This is a genomic window from Yoonia tamlensis, from assembly GCF_900115105.1.
GTDB classification, from domain to species: domain Bacteria; phylum Pseudomonadota; class Alphaproteobacteria; order Rhodobacterales; family Rhodobacteraceae; genus Yoonia; species Yoonia tamlensis.
Genome location: NZ_FOYP01000001.1, coordinates 2,157,272 through 2,171,268, shown reverse-complemented (window position 1 = coordinate 2,171,268; position 13,997 = coordinate 2,157,272). Strand labels below are relative to the sequence as shown.

The following is a 13,997-nucleotide window of genomic DNA, read 5'->3' as shown; positions in this document are numbered from 1 at the left end:
GATGACGCAAGTCTTGGCATCTTACCAAGGCTTGCGTAACCGTTGCCAACGCCTGCGGGCGCGCACGATAAGCGCGGCAATCGGCCCCTGCAAAGGCGGAATGTCGATCGCCAGAAACAACAGCCCGACCGGAATCATCCAAAGCCCGAAAACCGGCAGGATCGCCAGAAATCCACCCGCAATCAGGACAAGCCCCAGCAAGACCCGCAGGATCATCCAGCCAGGTTTGCGCAGACGGTTGATCCAAGGCGCCAGTGCGGCGATTTTGGCAAATTCGCGTTCAAAACGTTCGCGGCCGGGTTTGCGGGCAGGATGGGTCATGTGCCGCTAGATGGGCCTTTATAGGCGAAGTTTCAATCGTTTGGATTATTGTTTGGCTGCGGGGCCAAATCGCCAAACCGCTGTCTTTGGCGGCCGTCTGGCCCGAAGTTTTCCGCAGCCAGCCAAAGCTGGAATGCTTGATCCAGCGCGGGCCAGTCCTTGTCCAGAATCGAAAACCAAGCGGTGTCGCGGTTGCGCCCTTTGTAAACGGTGGCTTGGCGGAACAGCCCGTCATAAGAAAACCCCAGCCGCGCGGCGGCCTTGCGCGACGGTGCATTCAGCGCGTCGCATTTCCATTCATACCGACGGTAGCCTAGGTCAAAGGCGCGTTTCATCATCAGATACATGGCCTCTGTCGCGGCGGGGGTGCGTTGCAGGGCAGGGGCAAAGGTGATGAAACCGACCTCGGCCACGCCGTTTGCCGGATCCATCCGCAAGAAACTGGCAACGCCCACGGGCCGCCTGCCATCTTTGGCGATGATCGTGAAAAACAGCGGGTCTTTACTGTGCTGTGCGGTGGCGACCCAAGCGGCATAATCCTGTGCCGTGGCAAAGGGGCCGACGGGCATATAGGTCCAAAGTGTGCCAGTGGTATCGGCATCAAAGGCGGCAAATAGATCGGCGCTATGCGCCGCATCCAGTGGCACCAGATCGCAATAGCGCCCCTGCATCGGGGTGCGGGGAATTGGTGCGCAGCCGGTCCATTCGGGAACGGGCGCGCCGATGGGTTGGCCTTGCGGGTTTTTGTGCTGGGTCATGGCTTGGCTCTTATGTGAAACGGCTGGGTGAAAGTGCGGCGACCATTTCGACCGGTATTTCGGGCGTGCGGCCTGCGATAATATCGGCAAGCAGTTGGCTCGCTGCGGGTGACGATTGCATCCCATAGCCGCCTTGCCCCGCACACCAGATAAACGCGGGATCGCGCGCGTCCGGCCCCAAGACAAGCGTACGGTCGGGCGCAAATGTGCGCATCCCCGCCCAAGAGGCAAGCAACCTTGTGACCGACATTGTGACGTTTTCTTCGAAACGCGCCAGCCCTTCGGCCAGCACCATATCGTCGGCGAAAACATCATGGGGGGTGACCAGATCTTCGTCGGCGGGTGAGACGATCAGTGCGCCCGCATCGGGTTTAGCGTACCATGTTTCGCCCGCTGAAAACACCATCGGCCATGTGCTGACATCCATCCCGTCGGGTGCCGGAATGCGCGCCATTGAACGGCGCAGCGGTGTGAACCCCAGCGGCGCAATCCCTGCCATTTGTGCGATCTGGTCCACCCAGCCGCCAGCGGCATTCACAATTGTTTTGGCGTCGTAGGTTTCAGTCGCCGAAGATACAGCCCAGCCGCCGGTCCCGCGCGAAATTGCGGTCACTGCTGCCTTTGTGACGATGCGCGCGCCATTTGCGCGGGCCGTGCGCGCGAATGCCTGCACCAGCCTGTCCGTGTCGATGTCCTGCGCGCGGTCGTCAAAGCCCGCTTGGGTGATAACTGCGCGGTCCAGAATTGGAAAATGCGCCGCGGCTTCATCCAGCGTAATGCGTTCCAGCCCCATCTGCGCGAAATCCTCGTCAAATGCGGCTTGGTCATGCGCGCGCCCCAAAAGCATTAGCCCACGCGGGCTGAGGACTTCAGCCGCTTTGTGATAGTCATATGAGGCCGCGTTGAGCGCCACGGTCGCGGGCTTGCCGTAGTTGCGTTCATAAAGGGCGGCAGAGCGGCCCGAGGCGTGATAGGCCAGCGCGTCTTCGCTTTCGAGCAGCGTGACGCTGCCCAATGCGCTGAGCCGCGCTGCCGCAGATATGCCAGCGATCCCGCCGCCGATAATCAGAAAGTCGATCATGCTTCTTCCAATCGGTCAGTGGCAAGGGCCGGGGCCACGCTGAGCGCGGTGATTTTTGCGTATAGTTCTGGGGACATATCAAAGCCCTGCGCGGCCAGTGACGGGGCCAATTGCGTGGCGTTGCGCGCAGAAATAATCGGGCGCGGCGCCGTAGGGTGGGTCTTGACCCACGCCACCGCAAGGGTCGCGGGGCTTGTACCCAATTCTGCCGCAAGCGCTGTAAGTTCGCGCGCCGTGTCATGCATCCATGCCTGATCGTAGCGTGCTTTATACCGCGAATCTTCGGTCAATCGCCCCGTGCCGCCCGCCGCGTATTTGCCCGTCAGCAGCCCTCCGCCCAGCGGCGAATAGGGCACGACTGTGATGTCTTGATCATCGGCCATCGGGATAATCTCGACCTCGGATTGGCGTTTCACGAGGCTATACATCGGCTGGATTGCGTCGATCTTGGTGCCAAGCGCTTTGGCGACAGCCTGCGCTTTCATCACCTGCCAGGCCGCATAGTTCGAGACACCAATATAGCGGATCAACCCGTTTGATTGCAGCTGCGCCAGCGTTTCAAAGGTTTCAGCAAGCGGCGTTTCAGGGTCAAAGCGGTGCAGATACAAAAGATCAACCGCATCTTCATTCAGCTGGCGGCGGCTGCGGTCAAATTGGTCAGCCAGGTTCTGCCGCCCCGTGCCACCGATGTAGCCAAGCTTGCTTGCGATAAACAGATCATCGCGCTTGTCTTTGATCATGCGGCCCAAAATGGTTTCTGATGCACCATTTGTGTAACCAACGGCCGTATCGAAATGGTTAATTCCTGCCGTACGGGCGGAGTCAAACATTGCACGGCTTGCCTTTTCATCGGCAGTGCCGCCAAATTGCATGGTGCCGAATGTGATCTGTGAAATCGCCTGCCCGGCGCGGGTTATCATCTGTGTCATGGCGGCAGATTTGCATGGGCTGGGACCAATGAAAAGTACCAACTCTGGCGATTTATCATTCACCGCGGCAGGGTGTTTTCTGCGCATGGCGTTGACATCGGGCGCGCGGCGTGGTCGCTTGCTCCGAAATCGATATAGGGGAGGAAATCCTATGACATATGTGCCCGCCGAAAACCGCTATGAAAAGATGGTTTACCGCCGCTGCGGAAAATCAGGCGTCAAATTGCCTGCAATCTCGCTTGGGCTTTGGCATAATTTTGGCCACGACACGCCGCATGCGACCAAACAGGCAATTTGCCGCACAGCCTTTGACAACGGGATCACCCATTTCGATCTGGCCAATAACTATGGCCCGCCTGCGGGGTCAGCCGAACATGCGTTCGGGTCGATTCTTGCCGAGGATTTCAAAGGCTACCGTGACGAGCTGATCATCAGCTCCAAGGCGGGCTATGGCATGTGGCCCGGCCCATATGGCGAATGGGGCAGCCGTAAATATCTGGTGTCGTCGTGCGACCAGTCGCTCAAACGGATGGGGCTGGATTACGTCGATATTTTCTATTCGCACCGGTTTGATCCTGACACTCCGCTTGAGGAAACGATGGGTGCTTTAGATTACATCGTGCGTTCTGGTCGCGCGCTTTATGCGGGGATTTCATCCTATAATGCTGAACGCACCCGCGAAGCTGTCGCGATCCTGAACGATCTGGGCACCCCCTGTCTGATCCATCAGCCGTCTTATAATATGCTCAACCGTTGGGTCGAACGAGACGGGTTGAAAGACACATTGCAAGAGCTTGGCGTTGGCTCTATCGCCTTTACCCCGCTTGCCCAAGGGATGCTGACGAAGAAATATCTGGGTGGCATCCCTGCGGACAGCCGTGCCAGCCAAGGCAAATCACTGGCGCCGGCAATGCTGTCGGAACGCGCAATCGCTAATATCCGTAAGTTGAACGAACTCGCCGAAAGCCGTGGCCAGACCCTCGCGCAGATGGCGATTGCATGGGTGCTGCGCGAAGGTGGCATTACCACGGCGCTGATCGGCGCGTCCAAGCCAAGCCAGGTCGAAGACTGTGTTGGCGCGGTGGGGAACCTCGACTTTAGCGCCGAAGAATTGGCGCTGATCGACACCTATGCCGATGAGGAACAGATCAACCTTTGGGCCAAGTCGTCGGAATAGCAAAGGGGGCAACCATGATCCAGAATCCGATTCTACCAGGGTTTAATGCGGACCCTTCGTTTTGCCGTGTTGGCGAAGATTACTATATCGCCGTGTCCACATTTGAATGGTATCCGGGCGTACAGATTTATCATTCACGCGACTTGGTGAATTGGGATCTGGTGGCGCGGCCGTTGAACCGCGCCGCCCTTTTGGATATGCGCGGCAATGGTGACAGCTGCGGGATTTGGGCGCCTTGCCTATCCTATGCTGACGGCAAATTCTGGCTGGTCTACACGGATGTGAAACGGCTGGACGGCGCGTTCAAGGATGCGCCGAACTACATCACAACTTGCGAAACGATTGACGGTGACTGGACCGACCCGTGGTTTGTGAACGCCAGCGGCTTTGATCCGTCGCTGTTTCATGACAGCGATGGCCGCAAGTATTTCATGAACATGCAGTGGAACCACCGCCGCAAAGGATCGGGCTGCAATCCGGCCAATGACGCCTTTGACGGGATCCTGCTGCAAGAATGGTCGCCCGAAAAGGGCCTGTTCGGTCCGGTCAAAAACATCTACGCGGGCACAAAGCGCGGGCTGACAGAGGCCCCGCATATGTTCCAGCGCAACGGCTATTACTACCTGACCACTGCCGAGGGCGGCACAGGCTACAACCACGCCGTCACGCTAGCGCGGTCCCGCGATATCTGGGGGCCTTATGAAAACCACCCCGATCTACATGTGATCTGTGCCGAAGATTCTGACGGCCCGATCCAGCGCACGGGCCACGGCCAATATGTCGAAACCCATTGGGGCGCGCATTACCATACGTTTTTGATGGGCCGCCCGTTGCAAGGGCCGGACGGGCCGTTTTGCGCGCTTGGCCGTGAAACCGGCATTGAAGAAGTCATCTGGCGCGATGATTGGCTTTATCTGAAATCCGGCGGCACGGTGCCGCGCGTGCAGGTGCCTGCACCTGTCGCCGCTACCCTGCGCCTGCCCGCGCCAGTGCAGCGCGAACTGGGCGGCGCATTGCCGCCTGAATTCCAATGGCTGCGCACCCCGCACCCTGAGCGGATCATGCGCCACGATCCTGACGCGCTGGTGCTGATCGGGCGCGAAAGCATTGGTAGCTGGTTCGAACAGGCGCTGGTAGCGCGCCGTCAGGAACATCACGCCTACCGCGCGCAAACGCGTGTGGATATCACGGCGCAGAGCTATCAGCAGGCCGCGGGGCTGACGACCTATTACAACCGCCATAAATTCCACGCGGTGCTTGTCACCCATGCGGCGGATGTTGGGCCTGTGCTTAGCCTGATGTCTTGCCCGGGTGATTGGCCGGACGGAGCGCTGACCTATCCTGCAGATGACATTGCGCTGGACGCGGGGCCAATTGAACTGGCTGTTGATGTCAACGGCGCAACCCAGCAGTTCTATTATCGCCAGTCCGGCGATTGGGTGGCTTTCGGGCCGGCGTTGAATGCGGCAGTGATTTCGGACGAAGGCGGACGCGGCGAACATGGATCGTTCACCGGTGCCTTTGTGGGCATGGTCGCGTTTGACCAAACCGGCCAAGGCAAGGAGGCTCGGTTTACCCGCTTTGACTATCTGCCGGGGGCGGTGGATTGAAATCCACCCTACGCAGCCAACTGTGCATTTTTGACTGTGACGCGGGCAGCGTCAGGGTCTTGCTTGACCATGCCGGTCATATCGAGGCGCCGAACTGGCACAAGGATGGCTATCTTGTCGTCAATGGCGGCGGGCAGTTGTTCAAAGTGCCGCTTGATGCGCCTGCACTCCAACTGATCGACACCGGCTTTGCGCAGGCCTGCAACAATGATCACGGGATTTCGCCAGATGGCAGGCGGCTGGTGATCAGCGACAGCAGCCTGACCGTGCAAAGCTGCATCTATACCCTGCCAATCACAGGCGGCACCCCGCAGCGGGTGACGGAGCATACCCCATCCTATTGGCACGGCTGGTCTCCTGATGGGGTCACATTGGCCTATGCGGCCAAGCGCGGGGTGGCTTACGGGCTGTTTACCTGTGCGGCGAGTGGCGGGGCCGAAACCTGTGTGATCGACAGCTTTGAACACATCGACGGGCCGGATTATTCGCCGGATGGGGCGTGGATATGGTTTAACGGCGAACGTGACGGGCAGGTTGATTTGTGGCGCATTCGGCCCAATGGGACCGATCTGACACAGATGACTGATGACGCGGCGGTCAACTGGTTCCCGCATCCCAGTCCGGATGGGGCGCAGGTGCTTTATCTGGCTTATCCGGCAGGCACCCAAGGCCATCCCGCTGGGTTGGACGTGGCGCTGCGCATGATGCCCGCAGGTGGTGGTGCATCGCGCGAATTGGTGACCCTCTGGGGTGGCCAAGGCACAATCAACGTGCCTTGCTGGGCGCCTGACAGCCGGCAATTTGCATTCATGCGCTATAGCAAAGCAGAATGACCGCGCGGGCAGAACCCCTTTGCACCCGCGAAAAATCTGTCTAAAACAAGCAAATATGCGCCCTTGCGCATGGTGTTTTGTCCTGTGATCCAAGGTTGAGCGGAGAAATAACAGTGGACGGATTTCCAACCGCAAAACCGGGGCAAGTGATCGGGCTGCTTGGGGGGTCATTTGATCCGCCGCATGCGGGGCATGTGCATATCACCAAGGCCGCGCTGAAACGGTTCGGGCTGGATCAGGTCTGGTGGCTGGTAAGCCCGGGCAATCCGCTCAAGCTTAACGGGCCTGCGCCGCTGGGCGCACGTATCCAAGCCAGCCGCGCCATGATGCAGCACCCGCGCGTGCGGGTGACCGGGATCGAGGCGCAACTAGGCACCCGTTACACCGCACAAACGCTGCGCGCTTTGCAGCGCCGCTACGCGGGCGTGCGCTTTGTCTGGCTGATGGGGGCGGATAATCTGGCGCAGTTCCACCTTTGGCAGGATTGGCGCTGGATCATCGACAATGTGCCGATTGGTGTGATTGCGCGCCCCGGTGACCGGATCGCAGCAAGGATGTCGAAAACCGCAAAGGTCTATGCGCAAGCGAAACTGCCCAGCCGCGCCAGCCATATCATCGGGCGACTGCCTGCGCCTGTCTGGTCATTTGTGAATGTGCCGATGTCGGATGCATCATCGACAGCAATCCGCGCGCGGGGCGGATGGTGATGCGGCTGACACGGCGCGCCATGTTGCTGGGGGCTGTGGCCAGCAGCGCAACCGCGGCTTGGGCCGAAGCGCCGATGATGTCATTGCGCCCCGTCGCGCGCCCGTTTTCGGGCAATTCACTGGCACAGATGATCGCCACATCGGGCGTGACCGGCGCAGTGGGCGCCGTGCTGGCCGATGCGCAGACAGGCGAGGTTATTGACGCATTTGACGCCGGTTTCAGGCATCCACCCGCCAGCGTGACCAAAGCATTTACTGCACTATACGCGCTTGAACATCTTGGGCCGCAATTCCAGTTCGAGACCGCTATTTTTGCAGATGGTCCGGTATTAGATGGGATTTTGGATGGTGATTTGATTTTAGCGGGCGGTGGTGATCCGAACCTTGTGACCGATCAACTGGCCACGCTTGCGCAGCAACTGCGCGCAGCGGGCATCGCGCAGGTGACGGGCGAATTTCATGTCTGGGATGACGCGCTGACAAATCTCGACGAAATCGACGACAGCCAGCTGGATTACCTCGGCTATAATCCGACGATCACCGGACTGAACCTAAATTTCAACCGCGTGCATTTTGAATGGAAACGCGAGGCAGATGACTTTGCGACCTTTATGGACGCGCGCAGCGAAAACTACCGCCCTGCGGTGACAACATCGCGGATCACAATCGCGGATCGCAATGATCCGGTGTTTACCTACCGCGACCTTGGGCAGGCGGATCAGTGGACGGTGGCGCGCAGCGCGCTGAATGATGCGGGGTCGCGGTGGTTGCCGGTGCGCCACCCCGCGCTATACGCCGGAGAGGTCTTTGCGACCTTCGCACGTAGCCACGGGATCAGGTTGAAAGCCCCCAAAGAAATTGCCGCGATTCCGGCAGGGGCGACCAAATTGACGGCATTCCAAAGCGAAGCCCTGCCAGAGATGATGCGCGCGATGATGCGTTATTCGACCAACATCACCGCCGAGGCGGCAGGGCTGGCAACGACGATTGCGCAGACCGGCCAAAAATGGGGGCTGCGTGCCAGCGCGGCGCGCATGGGGCGCTGGGCGACACGCCGCGCTGGCGGGATCACGCCGCTGTTTGCGGATCACTCCGGCTTGGGCGACGCATCGCGCCTGACCCCTACCGAGATGGTGCAATTTCTGACCTCCGCCGATGTGCCCGCGACCCTGCACCCGCTGATGAAGGAAATTCCGCTGCGCGATCAGCAGGGCGATACGATTGTCGCAGCGCAGGGTGCGGTGCAGGCAAAAACGGGGACGCTGAATTTCGTATCCAATCTGGCGGGATATTTACGCAGACCTGACGGGCGCATCTGCGCCTTTACGATTTTTGCCTCTGATCTGGCGGCGCGCGAACGCGGCAAGCTTGAAGGCGCAGAGCCGCCCACCGGCGCGCAGCAATGGAACCGCATCGCGCGCAATTTGCAGCACCGGCTCTTGCGGCACTGGGTGCTTTAGCGGCTAGATCGTCAGGTGGCGCGCGCGCGCACCGCGTTCAATCGCAGCGGCATGCAGACGGTCCAGCGATAGCTCCTCGCGAATCTCTTCAAGCATCCGGCCCTCTTGGTCCTCGATCCGCCCGTCAGCTGCGGCCACATCGCACGACAGCGCATAGGCGGTTTCAAACAGCCGTTCGGGCAGCGCATCGCGAATCAGGCCGAACAGAGCTTCCAGCCCGTCTTCCTGTTCAAGCAGGTCAAACACCATTTTCGACATGCGCGGCAGGCGTTCAGGGTCGTAGCCCGCGAAAACGGGCAGCATGTTGATCGCGTTGCTGATCTTGACCAATTCCGACGTGCGGATGTTTTCATCCGAGGCAGAGACGGCAATCATCAGCGCGGCAAGCGCGTCTTGGGCGGTCAGCGGGGCATCATCGTTCATGCTGTTTCCTTTATCTATGTGACCCATTTATTGACGCAGACGCGCTGTCGCAATAGGGAGAGCGCAAAGTCGGTGCCATAGGGGTGCCGTTTAGACGTGAGAACTATCATGACCAATATGCGCGACGCGGCAATGACATCCAAGGCTTGGCCCTTTGAAGAGGCGCGCCGTGTGCTTAAACGGTATGAAAAGAAAGACCCCGAAAAGGGTTATGTGCTGTTTGAAACGGGTTACGGCCCCTCAGGCCTGCCGCATATCGGCACCTTCGGAGAGGTCGGGCGCACAACCATGGTGCGCCGCGCGTTTGAAATGATTTCCGACATACCGACGAAGTTGCTGTGCTTTTCGGACGATATGGACGGGATGCGCAAAATCCCGGGCAATGTGCCGGACCCCGCCGCGCTTGAACCTTTCATGCAAAAGCCGCTGACCGCCGTGCCGGACCCGTTTGGCACGCATGGCAGCTTTGGCGATCATATGAATGCGCGGTTGAATAATTTCCTTGATACCTTCGGTTTTGAATATGAATTCGCGTCCTCGACCGCGTATTACCAATCCGGTAAGATGGACGAAATTCTACTGAAAGCGGCTGAAAAATACGATGACGTGATGGCGATTATGCTGAAATCGTTGCGCGAAGAACGCCGCCAGACCTATTCGATCTTTTTGCCAATCAGCCCGACTACGGGGCAGGTGCTTTATGTGCCGATGAAAGAGGTCACCAAGGACGGGATGATCACATTCACGGATGTTGACGGCACAGATATTACGGTGCCTGTCACCGGCGGGAACTGTAAATTGCAATGGAAGCCTGATTTTGGTGCGCGTTGGGCGGCACTTGATGTTGATTTTGAAATGTACGGCAAGGATCACGCGACCAATACCCCGATCTATGACGGGATTTGTCGGGTGCTTGGCGGCCGTGCGCCGGAACATTTCACCTACGAATTGTTCCTTGACGCCGACGGCCATAAGATTTCGAAAACATCCGGCAACGGGCTGACAATCGACGAATGGCTGACCTATGCATCAACCGAAAGCCTGTCGTATTTCATGTATCTGAAACCCAAAACAGCCAAGCGGATGCATTTCGACGTGATCCCGAAGGCTGTTGACGAATACCACCAGCAATTGCGCGCGTTTGAAGGCCAAGATGACAAAGGCAAGCTGAACAATCCGGTGTTCCATATTCACGGCAAAGATGTGCCCGCGTCCGATATGGTTGTGCCATTTGCGATGCTCTTGAACCTTGCGTCGGTTTCAGGGGCCGAAGACAAGGACACGCTGTGGGGCTTTATCCAGCGCTATGCGCCCGATGCATCCGCCGAAAACAACCCGCAGATGGATCAGGCGGCGGGCTTTGCCGTGCGCTATTACAATGATTTTGTGAAACCGACCAAGGTCTACCGCGCACCAACCGATCAAGAACGTGCCGCGATGCAAGATCTGGTTGCGCGGCTTAAGGTCTGGGATGGCGGGCTGGACGCCGAAGCCCTGCAAACCATGGTCTTTGCGGTTGGCAAGGATCATGCATTTGATCCGCTGCGCGACTGGTTCACAGCGCTTTACGAGGTGCTATTGGGTGCATCCCAAGGTCCGCGTTTTGGCGGGTTTATCGCGCTTTATGGTGTCGCGGAAACGATTGAACTGATCGAAGCACAGCTGGCAAAATGAAACCATTCTGGCGTTCAGATCGTATCTTCTATGTAGGATACGAAACCGGAGGCGAGGATGAAACATTTTTTGGCAATAATTATAGGGCTTTATGTCGCAGCGTTACCCGCGTTTGCGCAAGACACGCGCGCCCATGAAGACACGATCATAAATCAACTAGAGGCGTTTCGCGACCGCGATATTGCGCGTGCATGGGAATTTGCAGCACCTAACGTCAAGGAATTTTTTGGCGACCCTGATGCCTTTGGCATAATGGTTGAACGCGGCTATCCGATGGTTTGGGACAACGCGGATGCAGTGTTCTTGGATCAGGGCGTTGTTGGGGGTGGCTTGTGGCAAAAGGTGATGATCCGCGATGCCGCAGGGCGCGGTCACATCATGCTGTATGAACTGGCCTTAAACGGCGGCCAATGGCAGATTACGGCGGTACAGGTCTTGCCCCAATCTGACCTTGGCGCCTAGCGTTGCGCGCCCCACCGTGACGGTGGTGTTAGGGGCGCTTTAGCAATTTCACCTACCTCTTTTGCAGCGGTGCCGCATGACGCGGGACCAAATTGCACGCGCTGCGAAAGAAGGTTTTCCCATGAATAAAGCGATCACAGACGGAATTGTATTTCAGCCGCTACCGTTCTCGGCGGGGCTTGGCATCTGGTCAAGCGGCGACGGCACACCGGGGTCCGACACCTATGCAATCAGCGGGTCGGGCGTATATGTGGCGGCGGACGCGGATTTTGCGGGCTGTCTTGAGGTGCTGAAAATCGACCCAACCGCGCATGTGCGCTATATGACCGAAACGCCCATTCTGCCGGGTTGTTATCTGCGTGTCACCGCAAAGGTCAAAGCGATTTCCGGCCCGCTGCCTGCCGTGCGCGTATCGGGCTGGGCGGGGCTGACGGGCGGCGCGCCTGCGCCGGGCCTGCCCGCCTTTGGCCCATCCGTACAACTGACAACCTACGGCGAAGTCGTCGAAATCACCGCCATCATCGGCACGGGCGACCGCACGGGCGTTGATATGCTTTGGACGGGGGCGGATTACGGCCATCTGGGAATTGATCTGACCGGACCGACAGGCGGGGTTGTGCGCGTTGACGATATCCAGATTGAGGATGTCAGCGCGGTGTTTACCCGCGATCTGCTGGCGATTGTGGATGTCTTGGATTACGGCGCAAAGGGTGACGGTCTGACCGATGACAGCGCTGCGTTCGAGGCGGCAGATGCCGCAGCAGGCGGGCGCACGGTGATGGTGCCGCCGGGGGATTATCTGCTGCAAAACAGCGTAACAATGGAAAACCATGTCAAATTCGAAGGCCGAATCGTGCAGGATGCGACCTACCGCTTTATCATGCAGTGCGGCTATAATTATGATGCCTATCTGGATGCGTTCAAAGACGAAGAACTGGCGTTTAAAAAGGCGTTTCAGGCGCTGATTAATTTTGCCGATCATGAATCGCTTGATCTTTGCGGGCGAAGGGTGGCGCTGACGGCACCCGTCGATATGCAAGCCTGCGATCCGACGCGGACCGAATATGCCACCCGCCGCGTGATCCGCAACGGACAGTTCCAGCCTGTCGCAGGGGCCGCGTGGGATACCGAAGTTTTCACATCCACCGCGACTTATGCCGCAGCAAATGAACTGGTGCTGACCAATGTGGTCAATATCGCAAATATTCCTGTGGGTTCTCTGGTTACCGGCAACGGGGTGGGGCGCGAAATTTATGTGCGGTCGGTTGATACGGGCGCGCAGACGCTCGAACTCAGCGCGCCGCTTTATGACGCCGAAGGCACGCAGAGCTTTACCTTTACCCGTTACAAATACCTGCTTGATTTTTCGGGCTACAATAAGCTGAGCCAGTTCGTGATTGATGATATCGAATTTCAGGGCAGCGGCATTGCCAGCGGGATTATGCTTGCGCCCGACGGGCTGACGTTCCATCTGCGCGATTGCTTTGTGAACAAACCCAAAGATCGCGGGCTGTCGTCGCCCGGCCGCGGCTGTCAGGGGATGATGATCGACCGCTGCCAATTTATTTCCGACGAGCAATCCGTGCCGGTTTCGGCGCGTGTCAGCATCGGGTTCAATGCCAACGCCAATGACGTAAAAATCCGCGATAACCGCGTGAACCGGTTCAAGCACTTTTGCGTGCTGTCGGGGTCGGGTACGCTGATTACCGCCAACCATTGGTTCCACGGCGACGACGAGATTTTGGGCGTGCGCAAGGGCGGGGTGGTGATCACAACCCCCAATCCTAAAACCATCTTTACGGGTAATTACTGTGACAATAATTTTATCGAATGGACCAATGAACACAGCAGCGATCCGGCACTGGGGACGCAGTTTTCATTTGGCGGGTTGACCATTACGGGCAATATTTTCCTGAATAGTGATGTGGCCTCTTGGGCGAATTTCATTGTGATCAAACCTTACGGGCCTGGTCATTATATCAACGGGTTTGCGGTGCTGGGGAACGTGTTCCGGTCGTCCAACGGACAGATGGATCGGGTCGAACGGGTGGATACGACATTTGCCGATCTGGATTATACGCGGACGCGCGGGCTCGAATTTCGGGGCAATACGTTCCATAATGTCAATGAATCCGTCGCGAACCCCGTGACATTGACCCATGACCAAGCCACGACAGCGCTGACTTGGGTGATCGACACCGGTGTTGCGCTCCCGTTTGAAGGGCACGCGCTGTTTGTCGATAGCGTTCTGCCCGATGGTGCGATCACCAATGCGGCGGGCAACCGCATTCACGAAATGCCATGGGCCGAAGGCGCGCAAGGTGCAGATAACCGCAGCGTGCATCTGAACTGGGGGACCGCCGTTAAGGGAAAAATCCGCTATCAGGTCCGGATGGACAAGCCATAATCTGCGGTGTTTGCGCGTTGAAAGGCGGCGGATTTCAATTTGGATGAATTATTGTGCGATGCCAAAATATGAGCACATATTTTGTGCGCGCCCCTGCGAATGCAACGCTTGGGGCGCGCGCGGGCGCGTGTTTGCTGGCCTCTTCGCTTGGTTTT

At 58.3% G+C, this 13,997-nt stretch carries 13 protein-coding genes; 8 read left to right on the top strand and 5 right to left on the bottom strand.

Annotation, left to right across the window (positions count from 1 at the left end; translation table 11 throughout):
• Positions 1-21: 21 nt before the first annotated feature.
• Genes BM320_RS11110 through BM320_RS11095 form a run of 4 tightly spaced genes read right to left on the bottom strand, consistent with a single transcriptional unit; the run spans position 22 to position 3,089 of the window.
• On the bottom strand, positions 22-321 hold the full coding sequence (locus BM320_RS11110; RefSeq protein ID WP_090199925.1) for a hypothetical protein: 300 nt from the start codon (positions 319-321) through the stop codon (positions 22-24).
• Positions 322-353: 32 nt separating this feature from the next.
• Complete coding sequence (locus tag BM320_RS11105; RefSeq protein WP_090199922.1) at positions 354-1,079, bottom strand: GNAT family N-acetyltransferase; 726 nt, start codon at positions 1,077-1,079, stop codon at positions 354-356.
• A gap of 10 nt (positions 1,080-1,089) precedes the next feature.
• On the bottom strand, positions 1,090-2,160 hold the full coding sequence (locus BM320_RS11100) for an NAD(P)/FAD-dependent oxidoreductase (RefSeq protein WP_090199920.1): 1,071 nt from the start codon (positions 2,158-2,160) through the stop codon (positions 1,090-1,092).
• A complete protein-coding gene (locus BM320_RS11095) occupies positions 2,157-3,089 on the bottom strand; it encodes an aldo/keto reductase (RefSeq protein ID WP_090200596.1) in 933 nt (310 codons plus the stop codon). The genes BM320_RS11100 and BM320_RS11095 overlap by 4 nt, the downstream gene beginning before the upstream one ends.
• Before the next feature lie 151 nt (positions 3,090-3,240).
• On the opposite strand from BM320_RS11095, the gene mgrA reads away from it, so the two are divergent.
• The 5 genes from mgrA (at position 3,241) to dacB (ending at position 8,876) form a co-directional block, all read left to right on the top strand.
• Entirely contained in the window at positions 3,241-4,266 is a 1,026-nt protein-coding gene (gene mgrA, locus BM320_RS11090; protein ID WP_090199918.1) for an L-glyceraldehyde 3-phosphate reductase, read from the top strand.
• A gap of 14 nt (positions 4,267-4,280) precedes the next feature.
• The gene (locus tag BM320_RS11085) at positions 4,281-5,876 is read left to right on the top strand and encodes a glycoside hydrolase family 43 protein (RefSeq protein WP_090199916.1); all 1,596 of its coding nucleotides are present in this window, start codon (positions 4,281-4,283) and stop codon (positions 5,874-5,876) included.
• Positions 5,873-6,709 (top strand): TolB family protein, encoded by an 837-nt coding sequence (locus tag BM320_RS11080; RefSeq protein ID WP_090199914.1) that lies wholly within the window; start codon positions 5,873-5,875, stop codon positions 6,707-6,709. The genes BM320_RS11085 and BM320_RS11080 overlap by 4 nt, the downstream gene beginning before the upstream one ends.
• A 113-nt stretch (positions 6,710-6,822) precedes the next feature.
• Positions 6,823-7,416 carry a nicotinate-nucleotide adenylyltransferase gene (locus BM320_RS11075; RefSeq protein ID WP_090199913.1) on the top strand — a complete coding sequence of 198 codons (594 nt, stop codon included), beginning with the start codon at positions 6,823-6,825 and terminating at the stop codon, positions 7,414-7,416.
• Positions 7,416-8,876: a D-alanyl-D-alanine carboxypeptidase/D-alanyl-D-alanine endopeptidase gene (gene dacB / locus BM320_RS11070; protein ID WP_242651000.1), complete on the top strand. Its 1,461-nt coding sequence runs from the start codon at positions 7,416-7,418 to the stop codon at positions 8,874-8,876. Before BM320_RS11075 ends, dacB begins: the two co-directional genes overlap by 1 nt.
• A gap of 3 nt (positions 8,877-8,879) precedes the next feature.
• Here dacB and BM320_RS11065 read toward each other — a convergent pair whose 3' ends face one another.
• Entirely contained in the window at positions 8,880-9,299 is a 420-nt protein-coding gene (locus BM320_RS11065; protein ID WP_090199909.1) for a tellurite resistance TerB family protein, read from the bottom strand.
• A gap of 108 nt (positions 9,300-9,407) precedes the next feature.
• On the opposite strand from BM320_RS11065, the gene BM320_RS11060 reads away from it, so the two are divergent.
• The 3 genes from BM320_RS11060 (at position 9,408) to BM320_RS11050 (ending at position 13,842) form a co-directional block, all read left to right on the top strand.
• A complete protein-coding gene (locus tag BM320_RS11060; RefSeq protein WP_090199907.1) occupies positions 9,408-10,973 on the top strand; it encodes a lysine--tRNA ligase in 1,566 nt (521 codons plus the stop codon).
• A 57-nt stretch (positions 10,974-11,030) separates the two neighbouring features.
• Positions 11,031-11,435: a DUF4864 domain-containing protein gene (locus BM320_RS11055; protein WP_090199905.1), complete on the top strand. Its 405-nt coding sequence runs from the start codon at positions 11,031-11,033 to the stop codon at positions 11,433-11,435.
• 121 nt (positions 11,436-11,556) lie between these two features.
• Positions 11,557-13,842 carry a glycosyl hydrolase family 28-related protein gene (locus tag BM320_RS11050; RefSeq protein ID WP_090200594.1) on the top strand — a complete coding sequence of 762 codons (2,286 nt, stop codon included), beginning with the start codon at positions 11,557-11,559 and terminating at the stop codon, positions 13,840-13,842.
• Positions 13,843-13,997 lie beyond the last annotated feature (155 nt).